Below are 17794 nucleotides of genomic sequence, written 5' to 3'. Positions count from 1 at the left end.
TCCATGGGACACAGCTCTCTTTTGATCTTGCTCTGATTCAATTTTTATTCGTACTGAGCGACGACCGCTTTCACAAGCTGCAAGAAGCCAGCTTTTACTTTTTCCGTCACTTCCATTACTTCATCGTGGCTTAAAGGCTGATCCAAAATTCCGGCTGCCGCATTAGAGATGCAGGAAATGCCAAGGACACGCATTCCCGCATGATTCGCTACAATGACTTCCGGAACAGTAGACATACCGACAGCGTCAGAGCCCATTGTTCTTAAGAAACGGACTTCTGCCGGTGTTTCGTAAGAAGGTCCTGTCACAGCGGTATACACGCCTTTTTGAATTGGAATGTTAAGGTCTTTCGCAATCTTTTCAGCCAGTCCGGATAGGTCTTTGTCATAGGCTGACGACATATCTGGAAATCTGGCGCCGAAATCGGCTTCGTTTGGCCCGATCAGCGGGTTCGTTCCCATAAAGTTAATATGATCGGTAATGATCATTAAGTCTCCCGCACGGAATTCAGTGTTGACGCCGCCAGCAGCATTAGTTACGATCAACGCTTCCACGCCGAGCGCTTTCATCACGCGTACAGGGAAAGTGACTTTCTCCATTGAATAGCCCTCATAAAAATGAAAACGGCCTTGCATCGCAATGACGGATACTCCTTCAAGAGTCCCAAGCACAAGCTGTCCGGCATGTCCTTCAACAGTGGATACCGGGAATTCAGGTATGTCCTCATATTTCAGCTTGACCGGGTTTTCGATTTCGTCTGCCAAAATGCCAAGACCTGAGCCTAAAATAAGGCCGATCTTCGGAGATTCCGGCAGGTTTTGTTTAATAAAAGCGGCTGCACGTTCGATTCTGTCTTTCAAGAAACAGTCCCCCTATTGTAATAAAGATAAAAAGCTTTTTCCGTATTTCGGTTTAGTCGTTTGGAAATTATCAGCGATTGTTGCGCCGATATCAGCAAATGTATCTGCAAGCGGCAGCATTTGCGCATTCTTATGTTTTTTGCTGTAAGCGAGAATCGGCACGTACTCGCGTGTATGATCGGTTCCATGGTGAATCGGATCATTGCCATGGTCGGCTGTAATGATTAACAGATCGTCTTCTTTCATTTTCTCAAACACTTCCGGAAGCCTCGCATCAAATTCTTCAAGCGCGCGTCCGTATCCTTCCGGGTCACGTCGGTGTCCGAATAAAGCATCAAAATCAACAAGGTTCGCAAAGCTCAGACCTGTAAAGTCTTCTCCCAGCGTATCAATCACCTTGTCCATTCCGTCCATATTGGAAACCGTTCTTCGTGAAGAAGTAATGCCTTCTCCGTCATAAATATCAGAGATTTTTCCGATTGAGATCACATCTAAGCCGCTGTCTTTCAATTCATTCATAACAGTGCGGTCAAACGGCTTAAGCGCATAGTCATGGCGGTTTGGCGTCCGCTTGAATTGTCCGGGCTCTCCGACGAACGGCCGTGCGATAATGCGGCCTACCATATACTTCGGATCAAGCGTCAGCTCTCTCGCCGTTTCACAAATGCGGTACAGCTCTTCAAGCGGCACAACCTCTTCGTGAGCGGCAATTTGCAGAACAGAGTCAGCAGATGTGTATACAATTAAAGCCCCTGTCTCCATGTGCTCTTGCCCAAGTTCATCCAAAATCGCTGTGCCGGAGGCCGGCTTGTTTCCGATAATTTTGCGACCAGATCTCTTTTCCAGCTCCTGAAGCAGTTCATCTGGAAAGCCTTCCGGGAACACTTTAAACGGTTTATCAATGTACAAGCCCATGATCTCCCAATGGCCGGTCATCGTATCTTTGCCGTTTGACGCTTCTTGCATTTTTCCATAATACGCTAGCGGATGTTCCGTTTTTTCTACACCTTTGATATCTCCAATGAGACCAAGGCCGAGTTTTGCCATATTCGGCATATGTAATCCATTCATATGCTCGGCAATATGCCCGAGCGTATTTGCGCCTTCATCATTAAAGTCAGCGGCATCCGGCGCTTCGCCGATTCCGACTGAATCCATTACAATTAAAAACACACGATTATATTTGTATGCAGGCATCTTGAAAGCCTCCTTTTTTTCTATACGTCTATTGTATCGCTAAGAGGTCTGACAACTCAAGTATAAACCGTTTTCATTCCCGTTGACAATGCATTCGGAAATAATGAAAAACTTCAGTATTTTCTGTCGTTCTAAACAAAAAAGCCGCAGCCACCTGCGGCTAGGCGCGCGGATGAAACTGCTTGTACACATCCTTCAGCCTTGTTTTCGTCACATGCGTATAAATTTGCGTCGTGGATATATCCGCATGGCCGAGCATTTCCTGCACCGCTCTTAAATCAGCCCCGTTCTCAAGCAGATGCGTCGCAAAGGAATGCCTGAGCGTATGCGGGGTCAGCTCTTTTTTAATCCCAGCTTCCAGCGCGATTTTCTTCAGGTTTTTCCAAAATCCCTGGCGGCTGATTTGTTTGCCGTGATGATTTAAAAAGAGAGCGTCAGACACATTGTTCTTCAGCAGTTTCCCCCTGGCTTTTGTCATATATTCCTCAATGGCAGAAGCGGCTGCTTCACCGATTGGCACAATCCGTTCTTTTCTTCCTTTCCCAAAGCAGCGGACAAAACCCATAGATAAATGAACATCTGCCGTTTTCAATTCAATCATTTCACTGACTCGTATGCCTGTCGCATAAAGCAGCTCCAGCATCGCTTTATCCCGATAGCCGAAAGGGCTCGTCAGCTTAGGCGTGTCTAATAATCGCTCGACCTCATTGAGCGCGAGCACCTTCGGAAGCGCCCGCTCGGTCTTTTGTGTTTCGATATGAACGGAAGGATCCTTGTCCGTCACCTTTTCCCTGAGCAGAAATTGGTGAAAAGAGCGAATGGATGCCAAATGCCGTGCTGAAGTCTTGCCGGATTTCCCCGAGTCCTTCAAGTGCTTTAAATATTGAATAATATGTATACGGGTTACATGATTCCAATCCGTAACATGAAGGGTTTCTGTTAAATAAAGAGAATAGCTTTTCAAGTCACGTTCATAGGATACCACCGTGTTTTGGGAAAGCCCTCTCTCTACCATGACGTAGTGGATGAAATCCTTTATTTGATCTTTCACTCTTGATCTACTCCCCGTTTTGGTAAAAAAAGATCAACCGGTCGAACCATCCGCCTTTTTCATCCTGATCCATTTCAACAACTTTTACAGCGGAGCCTTCCGGTTTATCGTACCGATGATAGTTTTCATATTCTTGATTTACCCATATCATAGCATAATAGAACAGAGCGGTAAAACCGGTAAACAGGATGAAAACCTTCAATGCATCGAGAGTTGTTTTTAGGAATCTTCCCATGTCCTAATCGATCCTTTCCCTATGGTTCCAGTTATTTAACCATATGCCAAATCAGAAAGGTTTTATACATGGAAACAGCAAAAAACCCTTTCCCCAGGAGAAAAGGTTCGCGCTCGGCACCGTCTATTCAGCATCTTTTCCGTTACAGCGGTGGCAAATGCCGTGAAACGTCAATCTATGATCTTTAATCTTAAATTTCCAATCACGTTCAATGATTTCTTCCACGTCTTCTAGTAAATCTTCTTCAATTTCATCAACGGCTCCGCACTCCATGCACACTAAGTGGTGATGAAAGTGAGCTGCACCCTCTTTACGAAGATCGTAACGGGACACGCCGTCTCCAAAGTTAATTTTATCAACGACTTTTAATTCAGTTAATAATTCAAGCGTACGGTATACTGTTGCGAGACCGATCTCAGGAGATTTCTCTTTTACGAGGAGGTATACATCTTCTGCGCTTAAATGGTCTTCTTCATTTTCAAGCAGCACTCTTACTGTCGCTTCACGCTGAGGCGTAAGTTTGTAGCTGGATGAGTGCAACTGTTTCTTAATTCGATCAATACGGTTTTCCATGTCTTTCCCTCCTACGCCGCATTCCATGACTCATTATAACAAAATACGCGCAGAGTTCCAACTATAATTATTATAAACTGATAAATAAAACGATTTTTTCTTAATAATTATTTTAAAAAAGTCTTAATGTAAGCTTTTCCATTAATACAGGAGATAAATATGCTTCAAAGAGGGATGAGATCAGCGCTAAAAACAGAATGACCAGAAGCACAAAGGCATACCGTCCGAACCACTGAATCGGCGCGTCATGCAGGCTTCGTTTAACGAACAGCTGCCTGATTAACTTTAAAGAAAACGCAATCGCACACGTGCCCATAATGAGATAAGCCGGAATAAGCAGTACATTTTGCGGCAAAACGGAGACAAAGGATAAGAAAAAACCGCTGATTCCCATCTGATTGACGAGAAATCCGACAGTAAAGCCGACGACGATACCTTTTAGAAAGATCATGATAAAAATAATCGGCATCCCAATGACGGAAATCCCCAATATCCACATCAGCCCTAAATACTTTACATTATGAAAGATACTTTGCCCAAACATATCAGATGAACTTGCCTGTTTTCCATCCGAAAGCTGTCCAAAAAATTGACTTAAATAGTAATATAAATCTTCCTTCTGGCTGATGGTCATGCTGTTGACAATAATTGCGCCAAAAATGACACCCATGAAAAACAGCACTGAGACAAATATATAAAGAGAGAGATGATCTTTGACATGTCTGAGAAACATGTCTTTATAAGAGATTTTTCGCATACCGTTTCCTCCCGCCCGTTCTAGTGATTTGATTTAATAGATTGTATGAAAGAAACGGAAAAACATGCTCTTTTTCAAAAAGAAACGATAGAGAAGGATGCTAGGCTGCTTTTGTGGGCACAAAAAAACCCTTATCATCATATGCTGTATGATCATAAGGATTCCTATGCTTTTTCTTATTCAAAATCTCTTTTTTGCTTTTTGTCATTCTTTCATGCGTGCTGAACGATGGTGCGCTTCCTCTTGATAATAAAACGTCACGTCCGCCATTTCTCAGCAGGTGCTCCCGCTTCTTTTTCGCTCGGCTTTTTGCCATGCTGATCACTCCCTTATTTATTTTCACAGCAATTATAGCAAAAATGAACACATGATGAGAAAAAAACAGCACCTGTTATGCCAGGTGCTGTTTGACTTCATTTATTTAACTGCTGTAAGAGCTGCGTGTTCGACCGCAGCTGCTACCTCATGATGGACTTTTGAATCAAGCGGCTGAGGGACTACATCGCCTTGTTTTGTGCAGGCTGCGATGGCCTCTGCTGCTGCGACAAGCATATCATGATTGATCTCCTTGCTTTTTGCGTTGAGCGCTCCTCTGAAAATACCCGGGAAGCCAAGCACATTATTAACAGAACGTCCGTCCGCTGCATATGCGGCGCCAGCCTGCAACGCGGCCTCCGGCTCAATTTCCGGCTTCGGATTTGATAAAGCCAAAATCACCTGGCCAGAGCGTACAAATGCTGGTTTTATTAACCCTGGAACTCCCGTTGTTGCAACGACAATGTCACACACTTCCATGAGCTCCTCGATGCTGGAAACTGCCTGTCCGCCGTATTGTTCGAGACGGTCCATTGCTGCCTCTGATTTGTCTGTGCCGTAAACAGCTTTCACGCCATAGGCCATAAACATCCGGCAGATGGCAACGCCTGCTGCGCCCAGACCGATTTGCCCCACTTTCGCTTCTTTCAGGTCAACACCTGCACTCCTGCATGCCGAGATGGCAGCTGCCAGCGTCACAACAGCTGTACCATGCTGATCATCGTGCATAACAGGGATGTTCAGCTCCTCTTTTAGGCGGTCCTCGATTTCGAAGCAATGCGGCGAGCCGATATCCTCAAGCAGGATGCCGTTAAAACCTGGAGAAATATGCTTTACCGTTTTGATGATTTCTTCAGGGTCACTCGTATCAAGCAATATCGGAATGCCGCTGATACCCGCCAGCTGATCAAACAGAGCAGCCTTTCCTTCCATGACAGGCATGCCTGCGACAGAGCCGATATTCCCAAGACCGAGAATTGCCGTTCCATCTGTCACAATCGCAACAGAGTTGCTGATCGTTGTATAAATAGAAGCTTTTTCAGGTTCTTTTTCAATCAGACGGCACACGTCTGCAACACCTGGTGTATAGACCCGCCCGAGCTCTGCCAATGAGCGGATCGGCATTTTGCTTTTCATTTGGATTTTTCCGCCTTCATGTGCGGACAGGACTTCATCAGATACGGTGTGAAGCCTGATCCCTTCTCCTAGGGCCTGTACAGCCGCGATCACTTCCTGAAGCTGTTCTTCATTCTCCACTTGAACGGTAATATTCCGCATTGTGTAATTGGGTCCGACTTTTACCGTCTCCACCTCACCAATATCCCCGCCCAGAAGGCCGATTGCCGTAGCCACCCTTCCAAGATTTCCGGGAACCGAAGGCGTTTCGATCATCAGTGTCCGAATCATGTGTTTCGCTATCATTCAGTGATCCTCCCCTATTAGCCTAGTTTTTCGGCTTTAACTGTATTGTTTTTCGTATACCATATAAATTTTCCTGTATAACCATAGATAATTGCAAGACCTATTGCAACAAAACTGAGCCACATAAACGGCAGATAAGAGAAGGTAGAAACACCTAAAATACCAGCCATGTAAATACCGTTATCAGACCAAGGCACCATACCTGAGGTTAATGTTCCCCCGACCTCTGCGTTACGTGATAACACTCTTCTGTCCAGATGTAATCGATCATAGCTGTCTTCCATAATCTTCGGAGTCAAAATAAGGGATACATACATGGCACAGCCGAAGATGTTCGCTAAAAACGCTACAATCAGCGTAGACAAAGTGACATTGCCTGATGATGTTAATTTCTTTTCAAACGTTGAAACAATGACTTTTAACACGCCGAGTTTCTCAAGCAGGCCGCCAAAACCAAGGCCAAAGATAATCACAACGAGAGAATCAAGCATACCGACAATTCCACCGCGGTTTAACAGGCCATTCAAAAATTCAACATCTGTTTTAATAGAAAATCCGTTGTACGCTGTAGCAATCGCATCGGCAATATTCATGCCTTGGAAAACAGCTGCCCAGATTGCGCCAAGCAAAGCACCGATCACGATAACCGGCATAGACGGCTTTTTCAGCGCCAATAAGACAATGACGACAACAGCCGGGATCAGCATCCAAATATGAATGTCAAACGTATTTTGCAAAGATGATTTCAAGAATTCCACTTTGTCAAGATCAATATTTTTTCCGCCGTACATAAATCCAACAACTGTAAAGAGAATAGCTGTAATCACATATGCAGGTATTGATAAATAAAGCATCGCTCTCACGTGAGCCAATACATCGACTTTTGATAGTGAAGAAGCCAGAACTGTACTGTCAGACAGCGGAGACAGCTTGTCCCCGAAATAAGCGCCTGAAAGGATAGCTCCCGCCACAAGAGGAAGCGGAATTCCCAATCCTTCTCCAATTGCGATCATGGCGATGCCGGCAGTTCCGACTGTTCCCCAAGACGTTCCTGTAGCTACAGACATAATTGAACAAATAATTAACGTTGCCAGTAAAAAGATGCTAGGATGAATAAATTCTAACCCGTAATAAATCAGCGTCGGCACAACGCCTCCCGCAATCCATGTTCCAATGAGCGCCCCGACTGAAACAAGAATCAGAACGGCTTCAAGGCCATTCGATATCCCATGTACAATCGCATTTTGTAAATCTTTATAAGAATAACCGAGTCTAATACCTAAAAGCATTGCAATAAACCATGAAACAAAAAGCGCCAGCTGTATCGGCAAGTCGAGAAAGACTGTAAACGACAGAACAAGTGCTAAAAATGCTCCTAGTACAATAATAATTTCGAATAGTGTTGGCAATCTTACATCCTTCAAAAGAAGTCCCCCTTCATGTAAAAGCTAAAACGCTTTCAATATATAGTACAACACGTATACTATACTTCCTCATCCCTATGTTGTAAACAGCTTATTCATCCGACTATCCGGAGATGAATAAGCTGTATTTTGTTCAAATTTTATTTTTCTAATAGTTCTTTCCCTGCAATCCCTGGTTTTGTCATCTCATATGGATTTAAAATAATATCCAATTCTTCTTCTGTCAGCACATCATGCTGCAGGCAAAGATCACGGACTGATTGGCCTGTCATAATCGCTTCCCTTGCGATTCGGGCAGCCGCTTCATATCCAAGATGCGGATTGACTGCAGTGATCACTCCTGCGCTTTTTTCCACGTATTGCTTCAAGCGTTTTTCGTTGGCCTCGATGCCTTTTAAGCAATAGTCAGTGAACGAACGGAAGCCGTTGTTCATGATGCTGATGGATTGAAGCAAATTAAAGACAAGCACTGGCTCCATGACGTTCAATTCAAGCTGGCCGGCTTCAGAAGCAAGGCAGATAGTATTGTCATTTCCAATGACCTGGAACGCAATTTGGTTGATCAGCTCCGCCATCACCGGATTGACTTTGCCCGGCATAATGGATGATCCCGGCTGACGTGCTGGCAGAGTAATTTCCGCAAGTCCGGCGCGCGGGCCTGATGCCATTAAGCGAAGGTCGTTTGCGATCTTCGACATGTTCATCATGCAGACTTTTAATGCTGCTGATACCTCTGTATAGGCATCCGTATTTTGTGTGGCATCAACAAGGTGATCAGCTCCGACAAGAGGAAGCCCGCTGATATCAGCAAGGTGCTTCACAACCTGTTTGATATATTCAGGATCTGCGTTCAGGCCTGTACCGACAGCAGTTGCGCCCATGTTGACTTCATACAGGTGCTGGCGCGATTGCTTGATCCGTTTAATATCACGCTCGAGAACACGGCTGTACGCTTCGAATTCCTGGCCAAGACGAATCGGAACAGCGTCTTGCAGGTGTGTCCGTCCCATTTTTATAACAGAATCAAACTCCTGTGCTTTTTGTTTGAACACACTATGCATGTCTTCCATTGTTTTCAGCAGTTTTTCCAAGAGATTCAATGTGGAAATATGAATCGCAGTCGGGAACACATCGTTTGTCGACTGTGACATATTCACATGTGTGTTTGGGCTTAAATGGATATAGTCTCCCTTTTTATGCCCCATGATTTCAAGCGCCCGGTTTCCGATAACCTCATTCGCATTCATGTTCATAGAAGTTCCGGCACCGCCCTGAATCGGATCGACGATAAACTGATCGTGCCATTTGCCTTCCAGAATCTCGTCAGCGGCTTGTACGATAGCTTGGCCAATTCCTTCATACAGCCGTTTCACGTCCATGTTGGCAAGAGCCGCAGCTTTTTTTACAATCGCCAGCGCGTTAATCATTTCTTCATGGATCTTGTATCCCGTAATCGGGAAGTTTTCAGAAGCACGGAGCGTCTGGATTCCGTAATAAACATCTGCTTCAATTTGTTTTTCCCCAAGGAAGTCTTTTTCCACGCGGTATTCTTTTTGGCCGTTTAACATAATCTTTAACCTACTTTCTCTTTGTTGGTTATGGTTTCTGACATTTTACAGGACAACGTCATCAGCAATCGGCGTTTCCATAATTCTCTTGACGACAGGAAGATCCGAAGACTGGCCGAGTGCCCACATCAATTTTGGCACGATTGCTTCTGTGTTCATATTTCTGGATCGGATAATTAAGTCTTGGTTGACTCTGCGGCCGACCTCGTAAATGCTCATGTCTTCCCCTTCTTCCAGACATTGAGTCGTGATCACGACGACGATGCCGCTTTCAATCAGCTCATTCACTTTTGACAAAATGTCTCTGCCTTCAAACGGCACGCCTCCGCTGCCATAGCTCTCAATGACAATTCCTTTGTACATGCTTTTCAGAGCATCAAACATTTCAGGCTTTAAGCCCGGATGCAGCTTCAGCAGACATACATCTGTGCATAGTGAAGTATCAACTGTGAAAGTGTCATTCTCAGGTTCCGTTACTTGTTTGTTGTATTCGATCCCGTCTTCATTGATAAAAGCGATATATGGGTAATTGATGCTTTCAAATGCGTCGTAGCTTTTCGTTCTTAATTTGATCGCACGCGTTCCTTGAATGACTCTGCCGTCAAACACAACATATACGCCGCCCACGCCTTCACAGGCAAAGCGAATGGCGTCTGTGATATTTTTTTTGGCGTCCGTTTTTTGGAACGTGATCGGGATCTGCGAGCCAGTGATGACAATCGGTTTTTTGGCATGCTGCAGCATATACGATAATGCGGCAGATGTGTAGGCCATTGTATCTGTACCGTGAGTAATAACAAATCCGTCATAGGCATCATAATTTTCCTTAACGGCATCTGCTATTTCCACCCAGTATTCAGGCTGCATATTGGTGCTGTCTATATTCATAAGCGACTGAGTTTCCATCGTGTAATCGTTATCAAGTTTTGATACGTAACTTAATAATTCATCAGCCTTGACTCCGGGAGCCAGCCCATTTTCCCCTTCAACTGAAGCAATCGTTCCCCCAGTTGTCAACATCAATAATTTTTTCATACCATGCACCTCTTCACTGTATCTAAAGATGGGTTGCGAGAAGGTATTCGCTTTTCGCATACTTTTAATGCAATTATAGACACGGAAAATAAAATACGCAAGACATTATTATTCAATTCGCGTACACTTCCTAATACCTATATGATATAATCAGCTCAAGGTGAAAAAGGAGCGGAAGTTCATGAATCTAGATCGTTTAACTGAATTGAGAAAAAAGAAAAATTGGTCGCTTCAATATACAGCTGACCTTCTGGGTATCGCAAAAAGCACATATGCCGGCTACGAGTCAGGCTACCGCCGGCCTTCGCTTGAGGCACTTGCCATGCTGGCTGACCTCTTTGACACAACGTGTGATGAACTTTTGGGCCGCGAGAAACAAAAGCAGACTGCCCCTCAGACCATTGAACTGACCACGTGGAGCAGTCTTGACTTTCACATTTCTGTTGATGGCAAGCCGCTGAGTGAAGACGAAATCATCCAGCTGATCACCTTTATCCGGACAAAAAGAAAAGTACAGGAGGAACTGAGTTAATTTTTAACTCACGGTTTAATTTTTCCGTAAGTTCCTCCTCCTCCGGCTTTCAATTCCAGCTTTCCGGATCTCGCTTTTACAATAAGCGCCGCGGTTTTCGGCGGGACAACGCGAGCCAAATCTTCTTCTGCAGCCTCATGAAGAACAGCCATTTCTGTTCCGAAGGCTTTTTTTAGTTTGTCCAGCGTTTTCGGACCGACACCCGGAACAAATTGCAGCGGAATCTGATGAACATATCGCGGACGCGAGACGCGAACTTCAGCCTGATCACTCAATTCACGCAATCTTTCGCTGACTCCCTTGGTAAACCTGGCATTTCCGCAATTCGCGCACGCCGTTTCCCCGCTCACCGCAGGTTCTCCGCACGCTTCACAAGCCGTCTGATAATATTTCCCCAGTAACGGGTCCAAGCCGTAATTTGCGGCAATTGTTCTGTCACCCTGTCCTCTTAATGCAAGAGCAAATTCAGTAAAATCAGCTGACTGTACATATAGTTCATTATATTCTCTGCCGATTTTCCCTAACGAATGCGCATCAGAATTTGTTAAAAAAGGATACTGATTCAATTCAGATACGTGGGAAGCCATGTCTGTATCACAGCTTAGCCCAAGCTCCACCGCATCTATCATAGAGGGATCAAAAACCTCGGTTAAACTTGATTTAACCCCTTTTCCATATAAGCTTTTATGCGGTGTAAAGATATGGGCGGGGATAAACAGCCCGCCCATTTCCTTCACTTTTTTTTGCAGGTTCAAGCCCGTTTCATATATCCGCTGGGAGCTTAAATGAATATTTTTCAGCCGCGCTGACAGCCAGTTTGAAAACTGTTTCATATCAGCCAGCGTCGGCATAAAGACGAGCACATGGATTGGCCCGCTGCAGGCTTCATCATATATCTCCAGCTCGCTCCCCAACAAAAGAGTCGTGCTGCGGTAGCGAATCCCACCGCCGTCAAGCTCGCGATATTTTCCGGATGAAATGCCTTCCTCAAGCTCCAGGATGACTTCCGGAGAATGACAGTCGATAATACCAAGAAGTTCAATCCCTTTATGTTCACTGGCTTCAACCAAAATTCGGTCCAGCGTCAGTGTTTTGGCGCCTGTTATTTTGACAGCCCTTCCCGTAAAGGTCCGGCCGATATGAATGTGCAAGTCCGCGTAAATCTTTTTCATTTTTGTGCTTGGAGCGCTTCTTTCAGTTGAAGATACTGAATCGCATAGGCTGTTTTAGCATCATATACTTCACGCGATTCAACCAGCTTCAGCGCCTCTTCAAGCGTCACCTCCATCACTTCAACAAACTCGTCCTCATCAAGCTCCCGTTTTTCTTCGAGTGCAGAAAGCTCTTCAGCAAGAAACACGTGAACGATTTCATCAGCAAAGCCAGGCGATGTATAAAACGCAGTGATTTTTGTCAGTTTTTTCGCTGTATAACCCGTTTCCTCTTCAAGCTCCCGAAGTGCCGTATACTCCGGCTCCTCCCCTTTTTCAAGCTTGCCGGCCGGAATTTCAACGATCGTCCGCTCAAGCGGCTTACGGAATTGTTTCACCATGACCATTTTCCCTTCATCCGTGACAGCTAATATCGCTACAGCTCCAGGGTGTTTCACAATTTCACGTTTACTCGCTTTGCCGTTTGGCAATTCGACGTCCTCTACATAAAGATCAATGACTTTACCTGAAAAAATTTGTTCTTTGGCAATTGTTTTTTCTTCTAATGGTTTCATTTCTCCATCTCCCGTTCTGTCTCTATATGATGCCCCATACATTTTATCATACTAGAGAAAAGGGGGCTTCTTCGTGAAAGTGCACCGTATGGCAAAAGGTGTTATCTTAGTCGGAAAAGCATGGGAGATTCGGGCGAAGTTAAAGGAGTACGGACGCACATTCCAATATGCGAAAGATTGGGTCTCTAAGCCGTAAAAGTTGAAACTTAAGCTCCTTTATATTACGGTCAATACAAAGCCTAAAAAAGGAGTGTGCACATGAGAAAGCGCAAACTGGGTACATCTGATTTAGAAATAAGCGAAGTCGGACTCGGCTGTATGTCTCTTGGAACTGACAAAAACAAAGCCTTGTCCATCCTGGATGAAGCCATCGAGCTTGGGATCAACTATTTGGACACAGCAGATTTGTATGACCGCGGACTCAACGAAGAAATCGTCGGTGATGCGATCCAAAACAGACGCCAGGATATTATTTTGGCAACGAAAGCGGGAAACCGCTGGAATGACGAAAGCGAAGGCTGGTATTGGGACCCTTCAAAAGCTTACATAAAAGAAGCAGTAAAAAAGAGCCTTGCGCGGCTGAAAACGGATTATATCGACCTTTATCAGCTTCACGGCGGGACGATAGAGGACAACATTGATGAAACAATTGAAGCGTTTGAGGAATTAAAACAAGAAGGCGTGATCCGTTACTACGGCATTTCTTCTATCCGCCCGAATGTGATCAAAGAATATGTAAAAAAATCAAACATCGTCAGTATTATGATGCAATACAGCCTGTTTGACAGACGCCCTGAGGAATGGCTTCCGCTTTTAGAGGAACATCAAATCAGCGTTGTCGCCAGAGGTCCGGTTGCCAAAGGGCTCTTAACTGAAAAACCGCTTGAACAAGCGGCAGACAGCATGAAACAAAACGGGTACTTGTCCTATTCATTTGAGGAATTGACAAATGCCCGCAAGGCGATGGAGAATGTTGCTTCCGATCTTTCCATGACAGAAAAATCACTGCAGTATCTATTAGCACAGCCGGCTGTCGCCTCAGTAATTACAGGCGCCAGTAAGATTGAGCAGTTACGGGAAAACGTTCAGGCTGCAAACGCACGGCGTTTAAGCGAAGAGGAAATCAAAGCGCTCCAATCTCATACGAAACAAGACGTTTACGAAGCGCACCGCTCATAACAGAAAAACCAGCACCCTGTATGGGTGCTGGTTTATTTATATTGATGCCAATCCATTTGGCTTTCATTAAGGAGTTCTTCAAAGCTTTTGTTTTTTTCGAGCTCTTTTTTCTTTCTGATCTGTTCTGCTTTTTCTCTTTCCTGCCTCTTTTCATCCTCTTCCTTCAATTGGCTCTTCATCTCCATAAGCTTTGCTTTGATGTCGGATTGAAGGTCGTCTTTTAACTGGTGTTTGTCAGCGGATTTTTGTTTTTTCATGTACGCTTCCCCCGTATTTTGTTTTGAGGCCAGTTTATCACGGAGCATACAGACTGAACAAGCGGACTCTCTTCTGAAAACTTTTTTGATCAGCACAGCACTGTTTAGGTATAATGATTTCAAGTATAAATTTCCTGTATTTAGTTGAAAGGTGCTGTGACTTTTGAAGAAAATCCTTTTGGCCATTGGCGCTCTCTTAACCGCTGTTATTGCAATCGGAGTTGTTTTTTCAAATATAATTCTGTTTATCAGGAAAAAGACAGATGAAGACATTATCAAAAGAGAGACAGACGACGGACATGATGTGTTTGAATCATTTGAACGAATGGAGAAAACCGCTTTTGTGATACCATCCGCTTACGGGTATGATATAAAAGGATACCATGTCGCACCGCATGACACACCAAACACCATCATCATCTGTCACGGGGTGACGATGAATGTGCTGAATTCTCTTAAATATATGCATTTATTTCTTGATCTTGGCTGGAATGTGATTGTTTATGACCATCGCCGGCACGGACAAAGCGGCGGAAAGACGACTAGCTACGGGTTTTATGAAAAGGATGATCTCAGCGAGGTTGTCAGCTGGGTCAAGAACAAAACAGATCATCGCGGATTGATCGGAATTCACGGCGAATCAATGGGAGCTGCAACTGCCCTGCTTTACGCTGGTGAACACTGTGATGATGGGGCTGATTTTTATATTGCCGATTGCCCATTTGCAAGTTTTGATGAACAGCTTGCCTATCGGCTGAAAGCGGAATACAGGCTCCCGGCTTGGCCGCTGCTCCCCATCACCGACTTCTTTTTAAAGCTGAGGGGCGGCTATCGCGCACGCGAAGTTTCTCCGCTTGCTGTCATTGATAAAATTGAAAAACCGGTCCTCTTTATTCACAGTAAGGATGATGACTATATTCCGGTTTCTTCAACCGAACGGTTGTATGAAAAGAAACCCGGACTGAAGACGCTGTATATTGCCGAGAACGGTGAACACGCCATGTCGTATACAAAAAACCGGGACACATACCGAAAAACGGTGAAGGAGTTTTTAGATAAAATGAAAGATTCAACAGAATAAAAAAGCGAAAGGCCCCTTCGGCTCTTTCGCTTTTTCCATTTCATAAAACGTCGGTAATGCCATCCATATTTTCTCTGATCCATTCAATCGCAAGATCTATCGTTGTAAACTCCTGCGTTTCGAATGTCATTTCATCCTGCAATAGCCAAACATCTTTCTTGATGGATTCTGCTCCTCCGATTGACCAGTGGAGCAAGGTATAGGGATGGTTTTGATTCAGGAAGGATACCCACGTTTTATTCTGTGCTGTGTTCTTCATTGACTTCAGCTTTTGTTCCACGTTTCGTGTCTCCCTACTTTACTAATATGCTCATTCTGGGGCTGAGCATTTCAGCCGGGCTTTTCAGCGCCAGCGTTTTGGCTTTTTCATTGTAATCGATCGTCATTTGATCGTCAAAAAACACTTTTTGCGACGATTGGATATAAAGCGGGATGCCGTTCGTTTCCAGCTGCTCGCACTGTCCTGTTAATTCTTCTGCCAGCCAGATTGTCGGTACACCGCTTACCGCGCAGCCGCATCCTTCTGCATCGTAACGAAGCTGGGCTTTTTTTCCCGGGTTGGCGTCAAACGCCTGCTGCAGTGCCTGTTTTGCTGCCTCTGTCACATGTATGTTCATAAGGTGAGACCCCCGTTTTCATCATTTTCGCTATTGTAGCATACAACGCTTCCATTCGCATTGTTTCTGCCCTCTTTCCAGCGCTTCGCATTTTCTTCTGCAGTCTTGATCCAATCATCTTTCCCTTGTATGTACTGATGGATACTGTCCGGATGCTGGGCCGCTAGCCGTTTTTTGAGAACGGCGTATTCTTTCGCTATTTCTGGATGAGCTCTGAGATAATCTCTGAATAATAGGTGCCTTTCAATTGCAGGATTCCCCTTTTCGTACATATGGACATGATGAGTGCGTTTATTTCCGCCCTTTTGGAAATAACGCCTGCCAGCTATGCCGTTTTCTCCCTTCGGTGTATAGCCGATTGACTTCATTTGTGTATCATATTGGCTCACAGCTTCAATGCTTCTGACTTCAATTAACATATCAATGATTGGCTTTGCCGCCATATCCGGTATCGATGTGCTTCCGATATGATGAACAGCAATGATCTCCGGTCCGAACACAAGCTTCAGCCGCTCCTTTTCTTCACTGAAAAGTTCCGCCCATTTTTCATTGTAGTGAACGACTTTAACATTTCTTTTCGGATACAAATAAAAGACAGACAGCAAAAGATCCTCCGTCGCTTTCACAGTTTCGACCTTTTGAAATCCCGCCTGTGTATAAAGCGACACGGCTGGTTTATTTTTCTCGGCTGTGACTACCTCGATTTTCTCAGCGTCTTCGTTTTGAGCAATGACAAATTGCAGAAGTGCTCGTCCAATCCCTTTTCTGAAACCATCGGGATGCACAACAAGCCTGCAAATCGTTAGATGATGCATGTTTTTCTCATATGAAATGACACCGATCAGTCTGCCGTCTTTCCGATATCCCGCAAACTGTTCATGAGATGCTTGAATATCCTTTGCCTTCTCTTGTAAGGCGGGAATACCGTCAAAACCGATTAGCTCTGCTTCTTTTATGTACGCGGCCTGCTGTACGGCAATAATCTCACGCGCTGTGATGTCTTCCTTATGCTGAAGAAATTCAATCATTCGTGATCTCCTGAAAACAGCCGCTGCCTCTCGACTTTTGTGACGCGGACTGCATACGACTCGTACCAAACGCTTTTTCCTTTTTCTTTTGCCGCTTGATGTTCAGTGTGATGCTTCCAGTGGTTAATTGCATTCATACTGTCCCAGTAGGAAACCGTTATGCCTCTTCCATCCGCTTCACGAACGCTTTCGACGCCTAAAAATCCGGGCTGACCCGCCGCAAGTGATACCATCCGTTCCGCTGTTTCTCCATATCCTGTATCATTTTCACTTTTGACAGAAGAAAAAATGACCGCATAGTAAGGAGGCTCAGGTGTTTTTGATAAAAAATCCATCATATTTCCCCCCTCATATGGTTTTGACAAACAGTACCCTGTCTTGGCCCGGGCCATCGTAGTTTGCAAACACTGAGATGCCATTTACCGTTTTGGTGCCCTTTTCAATGTCAAAACCCAATTTTGTGTGATACGCGATTGATACCTTATTCACCGGTGAAGTGACGCACTTTACCCGGGTGCAGCCTCTTTGTTTTACTGTTTCAATAAATACATCGTATAATTGTTTACCAATTTGCATTTTTCTGAAATCCGGATGCACACCGGAAAAATGGATGTATGCCGTTCCAGGGTCCGATTGCGATTGAAATCCGATTAAAAATCCGGTCATGCTGTTATGTTCAGATGTGATAAAGCTTGTGTCCTGAAAATGCTCAAAAAATAATCTCGGCAATTTTTCTTTCAGCTGTCTGCCGCCCCACCATTCATTCATTACAGACGTTACCATTTCATAATCTGAAGACGTGATTGTTCGAATATCCATTACGATTTGATCTCCCTCCGTCTGGCAAAACGAATGTCAGCTCTTTTTTCTCACAATATAAAAATTATATTTTGCCTGACTGGAATTGTAAATGCCTTCTTTCCTGTATCATACGTTT

General features: G+C 44.6%; 22 protein-coding genes and 1 pseudogene. 4 read left to right on the top strand and 19 right to left on the bottom strand.

All coding sequences use genetic code 11. The features are described 5' to 3' along the window. Nucleotides 1–44: 44 nt before the first annotated feature. The 11 genes from LWH95_RS19165 to ansA form a co-directional block, all read right to left on the bottom strand. Nucleotides 45–860, bottom strand: a complete 816-nt coding sequence (locus LWH95_RS19165; RefSeq protein WP_003236738.1) for a purine nucleoside phosphorylase I, inosine and guanosine-specific — start codon at nucleotides 858–860, stop codon at nucleotides 45–47. 12 nt (nucleotides 861–872) lie between these two features. Next, nucleotides 873–2057, bottom strand: coding sequence for a phosphopentomutase (gene deoB / locus LWH95_RS19160; protein ID WP_060398953.1), 1185 nt, complete (start codon nucleotides 2055–2057; stop codon nucleotides 873–875). 160 nt (nucleotides 2058–2217) lie between these two features. After that, complete coding sequence (gene xerD / locus LWH95_RS19155; RefSeq protein ID WP_003236743.1) at nucleotides 2218–3108, bottom strand: site-specific tyrosine recombinase XerD; 891 nt, start codon at nucleotides 3106–3108, stop codon at nucleotides 2218–2220. A 7-nt stretch (nucleotides 3109–3115) separates the two neighbouring features. Continuing rightward, on the bottom strand, nucleotides 3116–3343 hold the full coding sequence (locus LWH95_RS19150) for a YqzK family protein (RefSeq protein ID WP_003236745.1): 228 nt from the start codon (nucleotides 3341–3343) through the stop codon (nucleotides 3116–3118). Between the two features lie 123 nt (nucleotides 3344–3466). After that, on the bottom strand, nucleotides 3467–3916 hold the full coding sequence (gene fur / locus LWH95_RS19145) for a ferric iron uptake transcriptional regulator (RefSeq protein ID WP_003236746.1): 450 nt from the start codon (nucleotides 3914–3916) through the stop codon (nucleotides 3467–3469). A gap of 112 nt (nucleotides 3917–4028) precedes the next feature. Beyond that, nucleotides 4029–4673: a stage II sporulation protein M gene (gene spoIIM / locus LWH95_RS19140; RefSeq protein WP_019258808.1), complete on the bottom strand. Its 645-nt coding sequence runs from the start codon at nucleotides 4671–4673 to the stop codon at nucleotides 4029–4031. A gap of 100 nt (nucleotides 4674–4773) precedes the next feature. Continuing rightward, the gene (locus LWH95_RS19135) at nucleotides 4774–4989 is read right to left on the bottom strand and encodes a hypothetical protein (protein ID WP_232920168.1); all 216 of its coding nucleotides are present in this window, start codon (nucleotides 4987–4989) and stop codon (nucleotides 4774–4776) included. Between the two features lie 101 nt (nucleotides 4990–5090). Then, nucleotides 5091–6410: an NAD-dependent malic enzyme gene (locus LWH95_RS19130; RefSeq protein WP_003236751.1), complete on the bottom strand. Its 1320-nt coding sequence runs from the start codon at nucleotides 6408–6410 to the stop codon at nucleotides 5091–5093. A 17-nt stretch (nucleotides 6411–6427) separates the two neighbouring features. Next, nucleotides 6428–7834 carry a malate-H+/Na+-lactate antiporter MleN gene (mleN, locus tag LWH95_RS19125; protein WP_133487059.1) on the bottom strand — a complete coding sequence of 469 codons (1407 nt, stop codon included), beginning with the start codon at nucleotides 7832–7834 and terminating at the stop codon, nucleotides 6428–6430. Nucleotides 7835–7974: 140 nt separating this feature from the next. Further along, nucleotides 7975–9402, bottom strand: a complete 1428-nt coding sequence (gene aspA, locus LWH95_RS19120) for an aspartate ammonia-lyase (protein ID WP_003236755.1) — start codon at nucleotides 9400–9402, stop codon at nucleotides 7975–7977. 45 nt (nucleotides 9403–9447) lie between these two features. After that, a complete protein-coding gene (ansA, locus tag LWH95_RS19115) occupies nucleotides 9448–10437 on the bottom strand; it encodes an asparaginase (protein WP_060398958.1) in 990 nt (329 codons plus the stop codon). A 181-nt stretch (nucleotides 10438–10618) separates the two neighbouring features. Between ansA and ansR the strand changes: the two genes are divergently transcribed. Continuing rightward, nucleotides 10619–10969: an HTH-type transcriptional regulator AnsR gene (ansR, locus tag LWH95_RS19110; protein ID WP_003236759.1), complete on the top strand. Its 351-nt coding sequence runs from the start codon at nucleotides 10619–10621 to the stop codon at nucleotides 10967–10969. An 8-nt stretch (nucleotides 10970–10977) separates the two neighbouring features. On the opposite strand, the gene LWH95_RS19105 is transcribed toward ansR, so the two are convergent. After that, a complete protein-coding gene (locus LWH95_RS19105; RefSeq protein ID WP_232920167.1) occupies nucleotides 10978–12141 on the bottom strand; it encodes a TIGR00375 family protein in 1164 nt (387 codons plus the stop codon). Further along, nucleotides 12138–12695, bottom strand: a complete 558-nt coding sequence (nudF, locus tag LWH95_RS19100; RefSeq protein ID WP_133487055.1) for an ADP-ribose pyrophosphatase — start codon at nucleotides 12693–12695, stop codon at nucleotides 12138–12140. Before nudF ends, LWH95_RS19105 begins: the two co-directional genes overlap by 4 nt. A gap of 73 nt (nucleotides 12696–12768) precedes the next feature. On the opposite strand from nudF, the gene mciZ reads away from it, so the two are divergent. Further along, nucleotides 12769–12891 (top strand): Z-ring formation inhibitor MciZ, encoded by a 123-nt coding sequence (gene mciZ, locus LWH95_RS19095; RefSeq protein ID WP_232920166.1) that lies wholly within the window; start codon nucleotides 12769–12771, stop codon nucleotides 12889–12891. Between the two features lie 62 nt (nucleotides 12892–12953). Then, complete coding sequence (locus tag LWH95_RS19090; protein WP_232920165.1) at nucleotides 12954–13874, top strand: aldo/keto reductase; 921 nt, start codon at nucleotides 12954–12956, stop codon at nucleotides 13872–13874. Between the two features lie 32 nt (nucleotides 13875–13906). Here LWH95_RS19090 and LWH95_RS19085 read toward each other — a convergent pair whose 3' ends face one another. Continuing rightward, complete coding sequence (locus LWH95_RS19085; protein ID WP_084993907.1) at nucleotides 13907–14131, bottom strand: YqkE family protein; 225 nt, start codon at nucleotides 14129–14131, stop codon at nucleotides 13907–13909. 163 nt (nucleotides 14132–14294) lie between these two features. Here LWH95_RS19085 and LWH95_RS19080 point away from each other — a divergent pair, with 163 nt between their 5' ends. Then, nucleotides 14295–15212: an alpha/beta hydrolase gene (locus LWH95_RS19080; RefSeq protein ID WP_232920164.1), complete on the top strand. Its 918-nt coding sequence runs from the start codon at nucleotides 14295–14297 to the stop codon at nucleotides 15210–15212. A 40-nt stretch (nucleotides 15213–15252) separates the two neighbouring features. Here LWH95_RS19080 and LWH95_RS19075 read toward each other — a convergent pair whose 3' ends face one another. From LWH95_RS19075 to LWH95_RS19055, 5 genes and pseudogenes are all read right to left on the bottom strand, one after another. After that, nucleotides 15253–15492 carry a YqkC family protein gene (locus tag LWH95_RS19075; protein WP_003236767.1) on the bottom strand — a complete coding sequence of 80 codons (240 nt, stop codon included), beginning with the start codon at nucleotides 15490–15492 and terminating at the stop codon, nucleotides 15253–15255. A 13-nt stretch (nucleotides 15493–15505) separates the two neighbouring features. Continuing rightward, complete coding sequence (locus LWH95_RS19070; RefSeq protein ID WP_232920163.1) at nucleotides 15506–15829, bottom strand: iron-sulfur cluster biosynthesis family protein; 324 nt, start codon at nucleotides 15827–15829, stop codon at nucleotides 15506–15508. Beyond that, complete coding sequence (locus LWH95_RS19065; RefSeq protein WP_232920162.1) at nucleotides 15826–16857, bottom strand: bifunctional GNAT family N-acetyltransferase/GrpB family protein; 1032 nt, start codon at nucleotides 16855–16857, stop codon at nucleotides 15826–15828. Before LWH95_RS19065 ends, LWH95_RS19070 begins: the two co-directional genes overlap by 4 nt. After that, nucleotides 16850–17195, bottom strand: a pseudogene (locus tag LWH95_RS19060) (antibiotic biosynthesis monooxygenase family protein). Before LWH95_RS19060 ends, LWH95_RS19065 begins: the two are co-directional and overlap by 8 nt. A gap of 10 nt (nucleotides 17196–17205) precedes the next feature. After that, nucleotides 17206–17676 (bottom strand): GNAT family N-acetyltransferase, encoded by a 471-nt coding sequence (locus tag LWH95_RS19055; protein WP_060398963.1) that lies wholly within the window; start codon nucleotides 17674–17676, stop codon nucleotides 17206–17208. Nucleotides 17677–17794 lie beyond the last annotated feature (118 nt).

Origin of the sequence: Bacillus sp. G16 (genome assembly GCF_021282335.1) — a bacterium.
In the GTDB taxonomy this organism is placed as follows: Bacteria; Bacillota; Bacilli; order Bacillales; family Bacillaceae; genus Bacillus; species Bacillus inaquosorum.
The sequence above is the reverse complement of the archived record's forward strand: the minus strand, read 5'-3'. Positions and strand labels throughout refer to the sequence as shown.